The organism is Bacillus sp. JJ1764, assembly GCF_036962145.1.
Classification (GTDB): domain Bacteria; phylum Bacillota; class Bacilli; order Bacillales; family Cytobacillaceae; genus Neobacillus.
Window position 1 is genome coordinate 43,707 of sequence record NZ_JBALNY010000097.1, and the last position, 18,223, is coordinate 61,929.

20 protein-coding genes and 1 other annotated feature are annotated in these 18,223 nt (G+C 40.1%); all 20 genes read right to left on the bottom strand.

Going from position 1 to position 18,223, the window contains the following annotated elements; all coding sequences use genetic code 11:
• Positions 1-8 precede the first annotated feature (8 nt).
• The 20 genes from rplK to V7083_RS14365 all read right to left on the bottom strand — a co-directional run bounded on the left by rplK (position 9) and on the right by V7083_RS14365 (position 17,948).
• The gene (gene rplK, locus V7083_RS14270; RefSeq protein WP_042453928.1) at positions 9-434 is read right to left on the bottom strand and encodes a 50S ribosomal protein L11; all 426 of its coding nucleotides are present in this window, start codon (positions 432-434) and stop codon (positions 9-11) included.
• A gap of 281 nt (positions 435-715) precedes the next feature.
• Entirely contained in the window at positions 716-1,249 is a 534-nt protein-coding gene (gene nusG / locus V7083_RS14275; protein WP_335478868.1) for a transcription termination/antitermination protein NusG, read from the bottom strand.
• Between the two features lie 189 nt (positions 1,250-1,438).
• Positions 1,439-1,621 carry a preprotein translocase subunit SecE gene (gene secE, locus V7083_RS14280; protein WP_335478870.1) on the bottom strand — a complete coding sequence of 61 codons (183 nt, stop codon included), beginning with the start codon at positions 1,619-1,621 and terminating at the stop codon, positions 1,439-1,441.
• Positions 1,622-1,670: 49 nt separating this feature from the next.
• The gene (gene rpmG / locus V7083_RS14285; protein WP_435556508.1) at positions 1,671-1,826 is read right to left on the bottom strand and encodes a 50S ribosomal protein L33; all 156 of its coding nucleotides are present in this window, start codon (positions 1,824-1,826) and stop codon (positions 1,671-1,673) included.
• Between the two features lie 105 nt (positions 1,827-1,931).
• The gene (gene sigH / locus V7083_RS14290) at positions 1,932-2,585 is read right to left on the bottom strand and encodes an RNA polymerase sporulation sigma factor SigH (protein ID WP_335478874.1); all 654 of its coding nucleotides are present in this window, start codon (positions 2,583-2,585) and stop codon (positions 1,932-1,934) included.
• Between the two features lie 67 nt (positions 2,586-2,652).
• On the bottom strand, positions 2,653-3,162 hold the full coding sequence (locus tag V7083_RS14295; protein WP_335478876.1) for an NYN domain-containing protein: 510 nt from the start codon (positions 3,160-3,162) through the stop codon (positions 2,653-2,655).
• A gap of 2 nt (positions 3,163-3,164) precedes the next feature.
• Positions 3,165-3,908, bottom strand: coding sequence for a 23S rRNA (guanosine(2251)-2'-O)-methyltransferase RlmB (rlmB, locus tag V7083_RS14300; protein ID WP_335478878.1), 744 nt, complete (start codon positions 3,906-3,908; stop codon positions 3,165-3,167).
• Complete coding sequence (locus V7083_RS14305; RefSeq protein ID WP_335478880.1) at positions 3,905-4,327, bottom strand: Mini-ribonuclease 3; 423 nt, start codon at positions 4,325-4,327, stop codon at positions 3,905-3,907. The genes rlmB and V7083_RS14305 overlap by 4 nt, the downstream gene beginning before the upstream one ends.
• A 3-nt stretch (positions 4,328-4,330) precedes the next feature.
• Entirely contained in the window at positions 4,331-5,728 is a 1,398-nt protein-coding gene (gene cysS, locus V7083_RS14310; protein ID WP_335478882.1) for a cysteine--tRNA ligase, read from the bottom strand.
• Positions 5,709-6,374: a serine O-acetyltransferase gene (gene cysE, locus V7083_RS14315; RefSeq protein WP_335478885.1), complete on the bottom strand. Its 666-nt coding sequence runs from the start codon at positions 6,372-6,374 to the stop codon at positions 5,709-5,711. The genes cysS and cysE overlap by 20 nt, the downstream gene beginning before the upstream one ends.
• Positions 6,375-6,429: 55 nt before the next feature.
• Positions 6,430-6,672 (bottom strand) — a binding site (T-box leader).
• Positions 6,673-6,718: 46 nt separating this feature from the next.
• Entirely contained in the window at positions 6,719-8,176 is a 1,458-nt protein-coding gene (gene gltX / locus V7083_RS14320; protein ID WP_335478888.1) for a glutamate--tRNA ligase, read from the bottom strand.
• A gap of 58 nt (positions 8,177-8,234) precedes the next feature.
• Positions 8,235-8,726 carry a 2-C-methyl-D-erythritol 2,4-cyclodiphosphate synthase gene (ispF, locus tag V7083_RS14325; protein WP_335478890.1) on the bottom strand — a complete coding sequence of 164 codons (492 nt, stop codon included), beginning with the start codon at positions 8,724-8,726 and terminating at the stop codon, positions 8,235-8,237.
• Positions 8,726-9,418: a 2-C-methyl-D-erythritol 4-phosphate cytidylyltransferase gene (ispD, locus tag V7083_RS14330; protein WP_335478892.1), complete on the bottom strand. Its 693-nt coding sequence runs from the start codon at positions 9,416-9,418 to the stop codon at positions 8,726-8,728. Before ispD ends, ispF begins: the two co-directional genes overlap by 1 nt.
• Before the next feature lie 28 nt (positions 9,419-9,446).
• The gene (locus tag V7083_RS14335; protein WP_335478894.1) at positions 9,447-10,535 is read right to left on the bottom strand and encodes a PIN/TRAM domain-containing protein; all 1,089 of its coding nucleotides are present in this window, start codon (positions 10,533-10,535) and stop codon (positions 9,447-9,449) included.
• A 208-nt stretch (positions 10,536-10,743) separates the two neighbouring features.
• Positions 10,744-11,817: a DNA integrity scanning diadenylate cyclase DisA gene (gene disA, locus V7083_RS14340; RefSeq protein ID WP_335478896.1), complete on the bottom strand. Its 1,074-nt coding sequence runs from the start codon at positions 11,815-11,817 to the stop codon at positions 10,744-10,746.
• A 3-nt stretch (positions 11,818-11,820) separates the two neighbouring features.
• Positions 11,821-13,200, bottom strand: coding sequence for a DNA repair protein RadA (radA, locus tag V7083_RS14345; RefSeq protein ID WP_335478898.1), 1,380 nt, complete (start codon positions 13,198-13,200; stop codon positions 11,821-11,823).
• A 181-nt stretch (positions 13,201-13,381) separates the two neighbouring features.
• Complete coding sequence (gene clpC, locus V7083_RS14350; protein WP_335478900.1) at positions 13,382-15,823, bottom strand: ATP-dependent protease ATP-binding subunit ClpC; 2,442 nt, start codon at positions 15,821-15,823, stop codon at positions 13,382-13,384.
• A gap of 16 nt (positions 15,824-15,839) precedes the next feature.
• Positions 15,840-16,910: a protein arginine kinase gene (locus V7083_RS14355; protein WP_335478902.1), complete on the bottom strand. Its 1,071-nt coding sequence runs from the start codon at positions 16,908-16,910 to the stop codon at positions 15,840-15,842.
• A gap of 1 nt (position 16,911) precedes the next feature.
• Positions 16,912-17,463, bottom strand: coding sequence for a UvrB/UvrC motif-containing protein (locus V7083_RS14360; protein ID WP_335478904.1), 552 nt, complete (start codon positions 17,461-17,463; stop codon positions 16,912-16,914).
• A gap of 23 nt (positions 17,464-17,486) precedes the next feature.
• A complete protein-coding gene (locus tag V7083_RS14365; RefSeq protein ID WP_335478906.1) occupies positions 17,487-17,948 on the bottom strand; it encodes a CtsR family transcriptional regulator in 462 nt (153 codons plus the stop codon).
• Positions 17,949-18,223: the final 275 nt, after the last annotated feature.

The following is an 18,223-nucleotide window of genomic DNA, read 5'->3' on the forward strand; positions in this document are numbered from 1 at the left end:
CACATGGATTAATCTTCGATAACGATGCCCATGCTGCGTGCAGTACCTTCAACCATACGCATTGCTGCTTCAACACTAGCTGCGTTTAGGTCAGGCATTTTTTGTTCCGCAATCTCGCGTACTTTATCACGCTTTACTGTTGCTACTTTATTACGGTTAGGCTGGCCTGAACCAGACTGAATTCCAGCTGCTACTTTTAAAAGAACGGCAGCAGGAGGAGTTTTCGTAATAAATGTAAATGAACGGTCTTCAAAAACCGTGATTTCAACAGGAATAATTAATCCAGCTTGATCTGCTGTACGTGCGTTAAACTCCTTACAGAATCCCATGATATTAACACCCGCTTGACCTAGTGCAGGACCAACCGGTGGCGCTGGGTTAGCTTTACCAGCAGGAATTTGTAATTTAACAACTTTAATTACTTTTTTAGCCACGAGACACACCTCCTTAAAGTCCGTGATGTGGTTAATAGGGTTTTTGTTTTTACCCTCCCACTCATCATCTGAAGTCTTTATATAAGTACAAAGAACTTGACAAAGTCTAGTCTCAATTTTTGAGACATACTGACCTATGAAATATTAACACTTTTTATCATTGATTTCAAGTTTTTTTACAAAACATGATGATTTTTCTTTTTGCTCTTTGAAATATTCAGCTGATTCCTGCTCCAAAAACTTCGCCGCAGGCATTTCCACTTCAACAGCTGGATATATCTTTATAATTTTTCAATCTGTGTGTAATCGAGTTCTACCGGGGTATCGCGGCCAAACATGTTTACTAATACTTTGAGTTTGGCTTTGTCTTTGTCCAATTCTTCTACGGAACCGGTAAAATTAGCAAATGGGCCTTCTTTTACGCGGACGGTTTCGCCAATTTCATAGTTGATTTCCATCCGTCTTTCTTCAACGCCCATGCGTTTTAGAATGACAGCTACTTCTTCTGGAAGCAATGGTGTTGGTTTAGATCCTGAACCTGCAGAACCAACAAATCCTGTTACTCCAGGTGTATTTCGCACTACATACCAAGAATCATCTGTCATGATGATTTCTACTAGTACATAACCAGGAAATACTTTTCGTTTTACTACTTTTTTCTTGCCGTTTTTAAAATCTGTTTCTTCTTCTTCAGGAACTACAACGCGAAAAATTTTATCGGACATGCCCATCGATTCTACACGTTTTTCCAAGTTTGCCTTTACTTTATTTTCATACCCGGAATAGGTATGAACAACGTACCAGTTCTTTTCCATTTCAGAGGACTAGATCGTCCGTCCCTCCCTGTATTTTTATAGGTTGTCTACCTTTATGCTGACTGAGTCCATTTGTTTAAGCCTTTAAAGCGTTATACACTTTTGGAGCCAAATTAAAAAACCCGTTGACACGGGCTTTTAGCTAAAATTTCCTCTATTCATCACCATTATACCATGAACTATTAGTAATTATTCAAGAATTAAACGGATCAATTTTGAAATTCCTAAATCTAAAACCGCAAAGAATATGGCAAAAAAAGCAACGGTGGATATTACTGTAATGGTTGAACGGGTAAGTTCACTGCGTTTGGGCCAACTGACCTTTCTCATCTCACGGGCAATATCACTGAAGAATTTCATTATGCGTTGCATTTACTTTAACCCCCAACTATCATAAATAGCACTGCTAGAATTGTATCCCTTATTTCGTCTCTTTATGGGTTGTATGAACTCCGCATGTCTTGCAGAATTTCTTTAATTCTAACCTATCTGTTTGTGTTTCCTTGCTCACCGTAGTATAATTTCGCGAGCCGCAATGTACACAAGAAAGAATAACCTTTTTACTCAACTTTAACACCTACTATAATATATCCCTAAAAATGTAACATGGCACTATATTATTGTCAATAATTATCAGAAATAGATTCATATAAACGACATATTCTTGGGAGCGTATTCAAAATCAGATAGAAAATTCACGAATCTCCAAATACCGCTCCAGCTTTCGCTTTACGCGCTGGAGGGCATTGTCAATCGATTTGACATGGCGATTGAGTTCTTCGGAGATTTCTTGGTATGACTGTCCGTCTAAGTATAAAGCTAAAACTTTTCTTTCGAGATCACTTAATAATTCGGACATCTTATCTTCAATATGGTCAAATTCTTCTTGGCTAATAATTAATTCTTCAGGATCAAGTACCTTTGCGCCCGATAGGACATCCATCAAGGTCCGGTCAGACTCTTCATCGTATATAGGCTTGTCCAATGATACATAAGAATTAAGCGGGATATGCTTTTGTCTTGTCGCCGTTTTGATGGCTGTGATAATTTGTCTTGTAATGCAAAGTTCGGCAAATGCTTTAAAAGAAGTAAGCTTGTCCTCACGGAAGTCACGAATGGCCTTGTATAAGCCAATCATCCCTTCTTGGACGATATCCTCTTTATCTGCTCCGATTAAAAAATAGGATCTTGCTTTAGCACGTACAAAATTCCGATATTTGTGTATCAAGTAATCCAATGCTTCACTATCACCCTGGTGTACCAAATCGACTATTTCTTCGTCTTCCATTACGAAAAAATGCTCGTTACTCTCCGAGCCAAAGTCCGCACTCAACATAGATCCCCTCCACCGAACAAGCATAGATACTAATATTATACATTAGAAATATTTTGAAGTCGAGGACTCACTTCTCTCCACGACGCCATTTTTCAAAAATTTCTGCCATTTCGTCGCTAATTGGAATTTTAGTAGCGGGTTTTTTCCCTTGAATTTTCTTTACCTTTTTTTCAATACCTTTTTCAATCGAGTTCATTTCAACTAAAAGTTCCCGGGCAGACATTCTTAAAGCTCCCTGTCCAAAAATCGTCCATTGCTCGGTAAAATCAGATGTGGCAACGTGAATTTGCGTCATACGATTATTAAGACTGATAGCCATTTTTTCAATCCGCTCATCAGCCGTCTCATTTTCTTTTGTAAAAATGACCTCAACCTTATGATTTTGATATTTTTTTTCCGTACCTTTAACGTAGTGTGCGTCAAACACAATAATCACTCGGAACCCGGAATAAGCTTGATACTCAGCCATTTTTTCTATTAAGCGATCCCGGGCTGCAGGTAAATCCTTATCCTTTAAGACCCTTAACTCGGGCCATGCACCGATAATGTTATAGCCATCTACCAGCAGTATATCCATAACTATCCCTCTAAAGGATTACGCTTCCGATAAACCTCATACATTAACAACGCTGCTGCAACCGAGGCATTTAGGGAAGTAACTTTTCCTGCCATTGGTATATGAATAAGGAAATCACATTTATCCCTAATTAACCGACCCATACCTTTTCCTTCACTGCCAATTACTAGACCCAAAGGAATCGTTCCATCCAATCTGCGATAATCGTCTTTTCCCGATGCATCTGTCCCGGCAATCCAAACACCACGGTCTTTTAATTCATCAATCGTCTGTGCAAGGTTGGTAACCCGTACCACCGGTATATACTCAATGGCACCTGTTGAAGCCTTCGCCACCGTAGCCGTTAATCCAACGGCTCGGCGTTTTGGAATTATAATTCCATGAGCCCCAACAGAATCCGCTGTTCTCATAATGGATCCCAAATTATGCGGATCCTCGATTTCATCCAAGATTAGAAAGAATGGGGGTTCATTCTTCTGTTCAGCCGCTTTAAATAAATCATCAAGTTCCGCATATTGGTAAGCGGCTATGTATGCTAATACTCCTTGATGATTTTGGTCGGTAATTTGGTCAAGTTTTTTCTTAGGCACAAATTGTACCAATACATTTGCCTCTTTTGCTAGATGAATCAGCTGCTGCATTTGCCCACGTTGTGAACCTTCCGCAATCAAAATTTTATTAATGTCCCGTTCCGATTTGATTGCTTCCATAACGGGATTCTTTCCGATTATATATTCCTGACTCATACTGATCCTCCCTTCCTTTCATCTACATAACTAAACGACTTGCTGACAAGCTCTTCCAATCGACTTTTTTTACCAGTTAAGAATAAATACCCCATCAATGCTTCAAACGCAGTGCTATATCGATAAGTTTGGACGTCAGTATTCTTCGGCACTGTTCCTGACTTGGCATTTCTTCCGCGCATGACCACGGCCATTTCGTCTTGACTCAAGATTCCCTCATCCATCAGTTGAAAAAGAATTTGACATTGTGCTTTTGCTGAAACGTATCTAGTTCCTGCCCGATGAAGCTGATTCGGCCTAACCTGCCCGCTGTATAGGAGATGTCGCCTTACATAGGCTTCAAAGACAGCATCCCCCATATAGGCAAGCGCAAGACTATTTAATTGGGTGGCATCGACATTATTTTCATAATCTAGCATGCATTAGCCTCTTTTCCATCGGGTGCCTTGCGGAGTATCCTCTAGAATAATGTTCATTGCTTTCAGCTGATCCCGAATTTGGTCAGATAACTGGAAGTTACGATCCTTGCGGGCTTGAATTCGTTTTTCAATCAAGGCATCGATTTCAGCATCGAGCATTTCTTCTTGGTCAATTGTCAATCCTAATACATGGAACAATTCCTCAAATTCCTTCATAAAAGCATCAATGACTTCCACTGCTGTATTATTTTCTAATAAATAGTAATTTGCCAATTTGGCCAGATCAAATAATACGGAAATAGCTTTAGCTGTATTAAAATCATCGTCCATTGCTTCAATAAATAGCTCTCTTTGATCGACAATTTTCCCCGTCCACTCTTCATTATCATGAGTTAAATTTGCACTTGCTTCCCGACGATGTTTCAAGTTTTGATAGGCAGTAGTGATTCTTTCAAAAGCAGCTTTAGTGCTTTCTAATAATTCCTCACTGTAATTGATTGGATTCCGGTAATGAACGGAAAGCATAAAGAACCTCAATACTTGGGGATTGTGCTGTTTAATAATGTCATGTACTAACACAAAATTCCCCAACGATTTAGACATTTTTTCATTATCAATATTGATATATCCATTATGCATCCAATAGTTGGCGAACGTTTTACCGTTCAATGCTTCTGATTGGGCAATTTCATTTTCATGATGTGGGAAGGTTAAGTCCTGACCTCCGGCATGGATATCAATCGTATCACCAAGATATTTTTTCGCCATAGCTGAGCATTCGATATGCCAGCCCGGTCTTCCCAAACCCCAAGGACTTTCCCAATAGATCTCACCTTCCTTGGCTGCTTTCCATAAGGCAAAATCCAAGTCATCCTGTTTTTTGACGCCTACTTCAATCCGTGCTCCAACCCGCAATTCGTCAATAGATTGGTGTGACAGCTTGCCATATTCATCAAAGGAGCGTGTGCGGAAATAAACATCGCCCTCTGATTCATAGGCATAACCCTTTTCAATCAGTTTAGCAATAAAATCAATAATAATATCCATATTTTCCATAACACGAGGATGCATATCTGCTTTTTTGCACCCTAACGCGGTCACGTCTTCAAAATACGCGTGAATAAAGCGATCCGCAAGAGTTGGAACATCCTCACCCAGTTGAATGGAAGCCCGAATTAATTTGTCATCCACGTCTGTGAAATTAGAAACATATTTAACATCATATCCGCGGTATTCAAAATAGCGGCGGACGGTATCAAATACAATGGCAGGTCGAGCATTCCCAATGTGAATATAATTATAGACTGTCGGACCGCAAACATACATTTTTACTTTCCCTTCTTCCAGAGGAATAAAGGTTTCTTTTTTGCGGGTTAGTGTATTATATAGCTTTATGGTCATTGACTTTTATCCTTTCATCTTTTATTTCTGTCAGTTCTCGTTTTAAGCGGTCAAGTTCAGTTTGCAGTTCTTTGAAACGATCAGCAACCGGATCGGGCAAATCACAGTGATTTAAATCTTTCACCCGTTTACCATCCTGAATGACGACTCTACCTGGAATCCCTACGACCGTCGAGTTTGGCGGAACCTCTTTTAACACGACTGATCCTCCGCCAATCTTAGAATTTTCCCCAATCGTAATCGATCCAAGCACTTTTGCACCGGTTGAGATCAGAACATTATCCTTAATCGTAGGATGCCTCTTTCCTTTTTCTTTACCCGTTCCACCTAAGGTTACCCCCTGAAACACAGTAACATTATCACCTATTTCGCATGTTTCCCCTATAACAATACCCATGCCATGGTCGATAAAAAATCTCCTGCCGATTTTTGCTCCGGGATGGATTTCAATTCCGGTAAAAAAGCGACTTGCCTGTGAAATGACCCTTGCCAGGAAAAAGAATTTACGTTTATACAAGGCATGGGCAAATCGGTGTGCCCAAATGGCATGTAAACCTGAATACGTTAAAATGACCTCAAGATACGTTCTGGCAGCAGGGTCTTGCTCAAACACTACTTCTACATCTTCTTTTAACCTTTTAAACATCGTAAATTCCTCCCTCCGTATGCTCCCCTAAAAAAAAAAGCGCCCCTGTCATATTGACAGAGACGCTTTTGGCGTGGTTCCACTCTGATTAGACGAGATCACATGCATCGTGCATGATTCCCATCCCACTCTCACTTGTTAACGGAAAGTTCCGCTCAAATCTAGTCGGGTTTAGGTACCTTTCGAAATGAGGCTCAGAGGTGCATTTCAAAAAATGAGCGGCTTAAACCACTTTCAGCCGGTGATGGTTCTCTCTAAAAAGCATCATTTTTCTACTTTTCCTCTTCCACGCTTTAGCTCGTATATAATCTTTCTTATTACTATATTACATTTTTGCTCTAATGTTAACTAATAATTTGCTGAATTCTTTGTTGAACCTTGGTTCTTCCTAATAGTTCAATACTTTGTGGAAGATCCGGTCCATGTGTTTGACCTGTTACAGCGGCACGAATCGGCATGAATAGGTTTTTACCTTTTTGGCCTGTTGATTTTTGCACTGCCTTCATAGCCGCTTTGATTCCTTCAGCTTGGAAAGTTTCCAGTTGATCAAGCTCTAATGAGAAAGCCTTTAAAACCTCAGGAACCTGCTCTCCCGCTAACACTTCCTTTGCTTCTTCCTCATAGGCAACTTCATCTTTAAAGAATAACTCGGAAAGTTCAACAATCTCTGCACCAAAGCTCATTTTTTCCTGCAGAAGCGCAACCAAGCTGCGTACCCATTGTTGATCTTCTTCAGATAGGTTTTTATCAATATGCCCTGCTTTGATCAGATGTGGTAAAGCAAGCTCTACAACCCGATCAAGTTCAACTTTTTTCATATACTGGTTGTTCATCCAGGCAAGCTTTTGTTTATCAAATAATGCCGGAGATTTTGACAGACGGCTTGAGTCAAATAACTTGATAAACTCCTCTTTTGAGTATAGCTCCTCTTCTCCTGAAGGTGACCAGCCTAGTAAGGTGATAAAATTAAATAATGCCTCTGGAAGGTACCCTAATTCCTCGTATTGTTCAATGAACTGAATAATCGTTTCATCCCGCTTGCTCAACTTTCTGCGGCTTTCATTGACGATTAAGGTCATATGTCCAAAAATTGGTGCTTCCCAACCTAACGCATCATATACCATTAACTGCTTCGGTGTATTAGAAATGTGGTCATCCCCACGCAGAACATGAGAAATTTCCATTAGATGATCATCGATAGCTACTGCAAAATTATAGGTCGGTGTTCCATCTTTTTTCACCATAACCCAGTCACCGAATCCATCAGATTCGAAGGATACTTCCCCTTTTACCATATCATTAAAAGCATAGATTTTTCCTTGGGGAATAGCAATCCGAATGCTTGGCTGGCGTCCTTCTTTCTCCAAACGATCACGGTCCTCCGCAGTCATGTGGCGGCACTTTCCAGAATAACGGGCAGTTTCTCCTCTTTCGATTTGTGCCTCCCGTTCAGCCTCAAGCTCCTCTTCCGTACAGTAGCATTTATAAGCACGTCCAGTTTCCAGCATTTGATTGTAATAGGTCTCATAGATGTGGTTTCTCTCAGATTGACGGTACGGACCGTATTCTCCGCCGACATCGACACCCTCATCCCAATCCATGCCAAGCCATTTGAGATATTTTAATTGACTTTCTTCTCCGCCCTCAATATTCCGCTTTTGATCGGTATCTTCAATTCGAATGATAAACTTACCATTTTGATTCCGCGCAAATAAATAATTAAATAATGCGGTACGTGCATTCCCGATATGTAAATGACCTGTTGGACTCGGGGCATACCTTACACGAACTTCGTTTCCCATAACCATAAAGCCTCCAAAATTGAATTCATTCTTTATATTCTACCACTAGAAGTATGACTTATAAAGAGATCCCATTGACCTTTTTTAATAAAACTACCGCTTGAGCAGCAATCCCTTCTCCTCTGCCGGTAAAACCCAACTTTTCCGTTGTGGTAGCTTTGACATTGATTTGTTCCGGATCGGCTTCGAGCAGCTCGGCAATCCTTGTTCTCATTTGTTCAATATAGGGAGCCATTTTTGGCCTTTGAGCAATAATCGTACAATCGGCATTCACTAATTCATAGCCCTTTGCTTTCACAAGTTTCCATACATGAGCCTGCAGTTTTGCAGAATCGGCACCTTTAAAATTAGGGTCTGTATCAGGGAAGTGCTTTCCAATATCGCCTTCACCGATTGCACCTAAACAAGCATCTGAAATGGTGTGTAAAAGAACGTCCGCATCAGAATGTCCAAGTAACCCTTTTTCATAAGGTATACTTATGCCGCCAATGATTAATGGCCGTCCCTCTGTTAATTGATGAACATCAAAACCTTGACCAATTCGAAACATTATTTAGACTCCTTTTTTCTCTTTTTTAAAATGGCTTCGGCAAAATATAAATCTTCCGGTGTTGTCAGTTTAATATTATCGTAATCGCCTTCCACAATCGAAACAGTATGATTCAACCTCTCGACTAAACTCGCGTCATCTGTTCCAACAAACTGTTCCTGTTCCGCTTTTTCATAAGCCTCCATTAGCAAGGAAACACGAAAAGCTTGCGGGGTTTGAACTGCCCACAAGCTTGATCGCTCCACCGTTTCGACAACAGTACCATCCCATACCTTCTTCATGGTATCCTTTGCTGGTACTCCAATGATGGCCGCTCCTGTTTCCATAGCCTTTTCTGCTAAAAGGTGAATGATTTCCTTTTTGATAAATGGCCTCGCCGCGTCATGAACAAGGATCAACTCGGCATCTTTTACCGTTTTTAATGCGTTAAAAATGCTGTGCTGCCGCTCTTTTCCACCCGGCACTAATCCAACAACTTTTTGAATGCTGTATCGATAAAGTAATTGTTTAAATGCTTCTTCATCTTGCGGGTGTATGGCTAAAATAACCCCGCTGCACTGTTCATCCTCTTCAAATACCTTTAACGTATGAATCAGTACTGGAATTCCATTAAGCTCTAACAATAGTTTATTTTTCCCGGCTCCCATTCGTTTCCCTTGTCCGGCAGCTGGGAGAATGACTTGATAAGTCATATGATTACCCCACTCTAGCGTGATCTCTCTATAAAGCTTTTTCTAATAACTTGGGTTTGGCAAAAATCATTCTTCCCGCAGAAGTCTGAAGGACACTTGTAACCAATACCTCAATTCTTTTTCCGATAAACTCCCTGCCTTCTTCTACCACAATCATCGTACCATCGTCTAAATAGGCAACGCCCTGGTGATATTCTTTTCCGTCCTTAATCACTTGAACCGTTAACTCTTCACCCGGCAACACCACTGGTTTAACAGCATTGGCTAAATCATTAATATTCAGCACAGAAACATTCTGTAATTCACAAACCTTATTCAAATTAAAATCATTTGTTACCAGCATCCCATTTGTGATTTTCGCCAGTTTCACTAGTTTAGAATCCACTTCCTGGATTTCTTCAAAGTCACCCTCGTAAATTTCCACCTTAATTGAGAGCTCTTTTTGAATCCGATTTAGGATATCCAAGCCTCTGCGGCCGCGATTACGCTTTAAAACATCGGAGGAGTCTGCAATATGCTGCAATTCTTCAAGGACAAATCGCGGAATAACAATAGTCCCTTCTAAAAAGCCTGTTTGGCAAATATCCGCCACACGTCCATCAATAATCACGCTGGTATCGAGGATTTTTAATGCCTTTTTACTATCCTTTTCAGATTCATCCTCAGTCTGTTTCTTTTTATTGCTACCCCTGCTAAATAAACCCAGTAATTCATCACGTTTCTTGAAGCCCACTTGGAAACCGAGATAACCAAATAGGAGCGTTAGTAATATAGGAGCCACTTCATTTAGAATCGGTACTTGAACAGCATTAAGTGCAAAACCGATTAGAAAAGCGACCAATAATCCAAAAATAAGACCAACACTTCCAAATAGTACATCGGTTACGGGAATCTTCACTAATGAGTCTTCAGCCCATTTAATGAAATTAATCACATAATCTACTGCCCAAAAGGTAATAAGATAAAAGATAATAGCACCTATAATAGCAGTGACATAAGAATTATTGATTAATGGAATGTCATTTATATGAACGATCCGAAATAATCCGGGTAACAGCAAAATTCCGAGCGTACCGCCTATAATGAGGAAGCATGCCTGCACAATTCGTTTTAACATTCCTTCACCTCCTCTACTCATTATAAACATATTCATGAAATTGAAACCTTGAATTGCTGATTATTTTTCCAAAATGTAATCATCTTGAAATAATTTTGTTAAGATAAATTCTTATCTTTATCTCCAATAGGGTAGCACCGATAAAATAGACTGTCAAATTTTTGAAAATACATAATTTTATCAAGAGTGATTATTATACTGAAATATTTTATAAATGCCGGTCTGTGTATAATCTGTCCTTAATTAACTTAAATCCTTCTTTGATTTTTTTTGCCCTTACTTCTCCAATCCCGTCTACCTCATCAAGTTCTTCCACCGTGGCATAGAAAATTTTAGATAGATGCCCAAAACGATTAATAAGATTTTCCATGATAATGACCGGAAGTCTTGGTATTTTATTTAACATTCTATAGCCACGCGCACTTTTATTTTCATCAAGATGGACATAACCCATGTAGCCCATCATTTTTAATAAAACGGTATCCTCGATTATACCAGTATTCGTTAGCGACTGCATTCGTTTTAAAACTTCTGCTGGTTTAATTTCCCTGTCAAATGCATAATCCTTAATTATCAGCATGATTTCTTCTTCAAGTTCTGTTAAAATTTCTGTCATTTGCAAACGAATAAGACGCCCTTCTGTTCCCAGTTCATATAAAAAGGTAAGAAGTTCATTTTTAATTTTTAGAACCATTTCAAAACGATGGAGGACAAGTAGAAAATCAGTATATGTAACAGATTCCTCAAACTCAAGGATACTCAAGTTGGCAAAACTGGTCTTTAATACTGTCTTATATTTTTCGAGAGTTTGGATGGCTTGATTGGCTTTGGTCAAATTGACCGAAATATCCTTTAGGGCATAGCGAAAATTACCTTGGTATAGCGTAATCACATTCCTTCGTTGCGAAATTGCAATCACTAAGGCTTTCGTTTGCTTCGCTACTCTTTCTGCAGTGCGGTGTCTCATCCCTGTTTCTGACGATGGAATATCAGCATCAGGAGCTAGCTGGGCATTGGCATAAAGAATTTTATTCCCTGTTTCATTGAGAATAATCGCTCCATCCATCTTAGCAAGTTCATATAAATTGCTCGGAGTAAATGTGCAGTTGATTTCAAAACCACCATCCACAATACTTTTAACCTTATCGTTATAGCCAATGACTATTAGGCCACCCGTATTGGCCCGCAAGACATTATCTATTCCTTCACGAATGGGTGTGCCCGGGGCAATAAATTGCAATACATCACTTACTGATAGCTCTACCGGCCTTTTTTGCTCCATTCTCTACCTCCCTAAAGCGGCTTGTAATGCTTCACTCACGGAAGAAACTCCAATCAACTCAATTCCTTTAGGTCCGCTCCAGCCTCCTAAATTATTGGCAGGAAGGATAACACGTTCAAAGCCCAATTTCGCTGCTTCCTGTACCCGTTGTTCAATTCTGGATACCCGTCTAACTTCACCTGTCAGACCCACTTCGCCAATAATACAATCCGTTGGCCTTGTCGGGTGGTCCCTGAAGCTGGACGCGATACTGACAGCAACTGCCAAATCAATCGCCGGTTCATCGAGTTTCACTCCTCCCGCCACCTTTAAGTATGCATCTTGGTTGGCCAATAACATTCCTACCCGTTTCTCCAAAACGGCCATTAGCAGTGGCACTCGATTCTGATCGATTCCGGTCGCCATTCTTCTTGGATTTCCAAAACTAGTTGGCGAAATTAAGGCTTGTATTTCAACTAATACAGGGCGAGTCCCCTCCATAGAGGCAACGACAGTCGATCCAGCCGCACCCTGTGATCGTTCTTCGAGGAAAATTTCTGAAGGATTTTCAACTTCCTCTAAACCAAATTCCTTCATTTCAAAAATACCCATTTCATTTGTTGAGCCAAAGCGATTTTTTACCGCCCTTAAAATTCGATACGTATGATGGCGTTCTCCTTCAAAATAAAGCACGGTATCCACCATATGCTCCAATAACCTTGGTCCGGCAATCGAACCTTCCTTGGTTACATGCCCGACAATAAAGATCGCAATCCCTTTCGTTTTTCCAATTCTCATTAGTTCCGCGGTACATTCACGAACCTGTGAAACACTTCCGGGAGCGGATGTAACCTCTGGATGAAATACCGTTTGTATCGAATCGATAATGACAAAACTCGGATTTGTCCCTTCTATCGTACGATTGATCTCCTCCAAATTTGTTTCAGCATAGACAAGTAGATTTTCAGAGGAAATCCCCAATCGTTCTGCTCTCAACTTCGTTTGACGTAGTGATTCTTCTCCAGAAATATATAGAACCTGACTCCCCTTTTGGGCAAGCTGAGACGATACTTGTAACAGAAGTGTGGACTTTCCAATGCCAGGATCTCCTCCAATTAAAACTAATGAGCCCTTTACCACACCGCCGCCGAGTACCCTATTAAGTTCATTTAAATCTGTTAGAATTCGTGGTTCACTTTGGGTTTCAATTGAAGTGATGGGCGTAGGTTTTGATAGTGTCACTCCTCCCTGTGAATGGGCAAATGCACCTCTGCGATTCCCACCGGTTACTTCCACTTCCTCCACCATTTTATTCCATGTCCCACAACCCGGGCATTTACCCATCCATTTAGGCGATTCATACCCGCATTCCTGACAGATAAATTTAGTTTTACGTTTAACCATAAGGTTCTTTCCCCTTCTTTACATGAAGACAAATTTTCATAATGGAAACTCATCAATAGCTACTTGGCTACGACTCTAGATAATCTTAAAATCGTAAAAAAAGAGGTACACGGTTTTAATTTATTCACGTGTACCTCCGTTACTCCTTCGTTTGGAGTATTTATTGATAATGGGACAGGTATTATTGGGCTACACCTGTTTGCTCTGCGGCTTTTACAACAAATTCTCCATTATCTACATCAATAATAGCATGGTGTCCTGTTAATAAAGTTCCTTTTAACAATTCTTCAGATAATCTGTCTTCAATATGTTTTTGAATGGCACGGCGAAGCGGTCTTGCCCCGTACTCAGGATCATAGCCCTCTTCGGAAATTTTCCCTTTCGCTGCCGGTGTTAATTCAATAAAGATATCCTGCTCTTTTAGACGTTTAATCAACTGGTCAGACAACAAGGTGACAATTTCTTCTAGATGTTTCTTCTCTAGGGAATGGAAAACAATAATTTCATCAATCCTGTTCAGGAATTCAGGACGGAAAGCCCTTTTCAGCTCTTCCATCACTTTACCCTTCATATCTTTATAATCTTGAGTAGAATCCTGGATATTAAAGCCAACATATTTATTTCTTTTTAATGCTTCAGCTCCGACATTGGATGTCATAATTAGCACCGTATTGCGGAAATCAACTGTTCTACCCTTGGAGTCTGTTAGACGTCCATCCTCGAGAACTTGTAATAAAATATTAAATACATCCGGATGGGCCTTCTCTATTTCATCGAGTAAGACAACAGAATAAGGCTTTCTGCGAACCTTTTCCGTTAACTGTCCGCCTTCTTCATATCCTACATATCCCGGAGGTGACCCAACAAGACGAGATGTTGAATGTTTCTCCATGTATTCAGACATATCGATACGGATCATGGCATCCTCATCCCCAAACATGGCTTCCGCCAGGGCACGAGCTAATTCTGTTTTCCCCACACCAGTAGGTCCTAAGAAGACAAAAGAACCGATAGGACGCTTTGGATCCTTCAAGCCAGCTCTTGCACGGCGAACGGCTTTTGCCACAGCCTTAACAGCTTCCTCTTGTCCTATGACACGTGAGTGTAGAATTTCTTCTAAATTAAGCAATCTTGCTGTTTCAGTTTCAGCTAGCTTCGAAACAGGGATTCCAGTCCAACTGGACACAACACTAGCAATGTCATCAACGGTCACTTCGTTGTTTTCTTTCCCTTGCTTTTCCTTCCAGCTTTTCTTTGTCTCCTCAAGTTGTTCGCGCAAACGCTGTTCAGAATCTCTTAGTGATGCAGCCTTTTCAAACTCTTGACTTTGAACAGATGCATCCTTTTCTTTGCGAACTTCCTCAAGCTTCACTTCCAACTCTTTCAGATTTGGAGGCGTTGTATAAGAGCGCAGTCTTACCTTAGAACCCGCCTCATCAATTAAATCGATAGCTTTATCAGGAAGGAAGCGGTCTGAAATATATCGATCAGATAATTTTACTGCTGCTTTAATGGCCTCATCAGTAATTGAAACGCGATGATGCGCCTCATAACGATCTCGTAAGCCTTCTAAAATTTGAATCGATTCATCAAGCGTTGGCTCATCAACACGAATTGGTTGAAAACGTCGTTCTAATGCTGCATCTTTTTCTATATATTTACGATATTCATCTAGGGTTGTGGCCCCGATACATTGAAGTTCTCCGCGAGCAAGTGAAGGTTTTAAAATGTTGGAAGCGTCAATGGCACCTTCCGCACCACCTGCACCAATTAATGTATGAAGCTCATCAATAAATAGTATGATGTTGCCAGCTTGGCGAATTTCATCCATAACCTTCTTTAAACGATCTTCAAATTCACCACGGTATTTGGTACCAGCAACTACCGTACCCATATCCAGTGTCATTACCCTCTTATCTCGGAGAATCTCCGGAACCTCATTATTAACAATTTGTTGTGCAAGACCCTCGGCAATGGCAGTTTTACCAACACCAGGCTCGCCAATTAATACCGGATTATTTTTAGTCCTTCGGCTCAAAACTTCGATTACACGCTGAATTTCTTTACTGCGTCCAATGACCGGGTCCAAGCTGCCTTCACGAGCAATGGCGGTTAAATCTCTGGCAAGACTATCGAGTGTTGGCGTATTAGCACTTGCTGAATTGCCTCCCTGATGTCCACCAGATTCATTACTGCCCAATAATTGAAGTACTTGCTGGCGGGCTTTATTTAAACTGACTCCTAAGTTATTTAATACCCTTGCTGCAACACCTTCTCCCTCACGGATTAACCCAAGAAGAATGTGCTCTGTTCCGACATAAGAATGTCCTAATTTACGTGCTTCATCCATTGATAGTTCAATAACTTTTTTAGCTCTAGGTGTATAGTGAATGATCTGAGAAGATTCTTGTCCTTTGCCTATTAAATTCTCTACTTCTTTTTGAATTTTATCTGAGCCTAATCCAAGTCCGTAAAGTGCCTTTGCAGCAATTCCTTCACCTTCGCGAACTAATCCTAATAAAATATGCTCTGTTCCAATATTATTGTGCCCAAGACGAATAGCTTCCTCCTGTGCTAATGCTAGAACCTTTTGCGCTCTTTCAGTAAAACGGCCGAACATCATACCTCTCACTCCTCACCTATTTTTCAGTTTCCAACTTAAATCTTTCGCGAATCAATGTTGCACGGCGTATATCCCTTTCATATGGTCGTAATGGACCACCAGCATATTGCTGAAGAAAACCCGGTTGGGTTAAAATCATTAATTCATTTAGGATGTTCTTCGATAAATGGGTTATATACCCTAAATCAATTCCAAAGCGAACATCCGATAAGCATTTTGCAGCTTCTTTTGATTCAATAATTCTACTGTTTGTTAAGATACCTAAAGATCGAAACACTCTATCTTCTAATTGTATGTTTGAAGTCTTTTGTAATGCTTCTCGTGCTGACCTTTCCTGGGAGATTAGCTGGCTTGCAACCCCCATCAAATCCAAACAGATATCCTCTTCAGATTTCCCAAGTGTAATTTGATTGGAAATTTGAAAAATATTCCCCAGGGCTTCACTTCCTTCCCCGTATATTCCTCTAACAACAAAGCCTAATTGGTTAATAGCAGGAATAATTCGGTTAATTTGCTGTGTTAACACCAACCCAGGCAAATGCATCATCAGTGATGCCCGAAGACCAGTCCCTACATTGGTAGGGCAGCTAGTCAAGTAGCCGTATTTTTCATCAAAGGCAAATTGAAGATTATGTTCAAGCCAATCATCTATTTCATTCGCTGCCTTCAATGCTTCTGTCAATTGCAGGCCTGGAAATAAACATTGAATCCGTATATGATCCTCTTCATTAATCATTATACTAACTTCTTCATTTTCGGATAATAAAACAGCCCCGTAAGATGCATCCTCAGCTAAATGGGGACTTATTAAATGTTTCTCCACCAAAACCCGTTTCTGAAGAGGCTGGATTTCATTCATCTTTAAAAAATTCATGTGATTAAATCCAGGCGGGTTTGATTTCTTAAGAGTCTCCTCCAATATTTGAATAACCTGTTTTGCTTCTTCATGTGAAAAAATTGTTGGAAAATTAAATTCCTCCAGGTTTCGCGCCAAACGAATGCGTGAGCTAAGAACGATATCAGAGTCAGGTCCCTCCTCGCTCATCCAAGAGCTCACCGCTTGATTAAAAAAACGTTCGAGCGACATATCATTCCCCTCCCCCGTGGCTGTCAGAGATTTTTTTCTCTAAACTGCGTATTTCATCACGAATATTTGCTGCATTTTCAAATTCTTCTTGAGCAATTGCATCTCTTAATTGAATTTTTAATTCCTCAATTTGTTTACGAATATGGAGCCCACCGCCAATTCGTTTTGGGATTTTCCCACTATGTGACCAGTTTCCTCCATGAAGCCTTCTTAATACAGGTTTTAACTGCTCTTGAAACGTTTCATAGCAATGGGCACAACCAAAGCGTCCAACTTTTAAAAATTGCTGAAAAGTCATGGAGCAACGATTGCACTGAAGCAACTCCTCCTGAGGAAACGGATTTTGGCTTGGCTTATGAATAGACGAGTCAATATTTAATAGACCGGCTAATAAGTTATTAAATGAAAAACCTGGTTCACCATTAAATATAAACGTTTCACCACCCTTTTCTTGGGCACATTTTTCACAAAGATGCACTTCGGTCTTTTCACCATTTAATATTTTTGTAAAATGAAGTGCTGCAGGCCTTTGATTACATTCCTGACAAATCATACTCTCACCCCTCCAGCATCATACTATTTATATTTTAAAGAAGTTAACATTGCTTTTAACATTCTTGCTCTCAATTCATCACGGTATGGAAGATCAATGTAAAGAACAGAACGGTCAATAACACTTAACATGATCTTTGCTTCACGATTGGTGATAATCTCTTCCTGAACAAGCCTGATGATAACATCTTCAGCGCTGGATTGACTTACTCTGTCATCCACTAAGACAATCAATTGATCAATAAGATCTACCGAATCATGAGACTGTACCTTCATAATTCGAATATACCCGCCACCACCTCGTTTACTCTCCACTAGGTAACCGCGTTCGATCGTAAATCTAGTATTAATCACATAATTAATTTGTGAAGGGACACATTGAAATTTATCTGCAATTTCGCTTCGTTTAATTTCAACGAGCTCCTTTTCACTCATTTCCAATACTTGTTTTAAGTACCTTTCGATAATATCGGAGATGTTCCTCATCTTCCCACCCCCATTCACCATCTGACTTTGACTATATTTGACATAAATTATAACCAATTTTTTTCACAGATGCAACGATTCACTACTTTATGATTTTCTCCAAATCTCGCAGGGATGAAACGTTTGATTTAATGTAATTGAAACAATTTGTCTTTTTTAAGAGGATAAAGCGGAGGAACTGTTTCTAGAGGAATACCCTTCTGGATAAGAGTATTGGCTATTTTGCAAAAAAAAAGACAACCCTAAACAGGTTGTCTTTTTTTTGCCCGGCAACG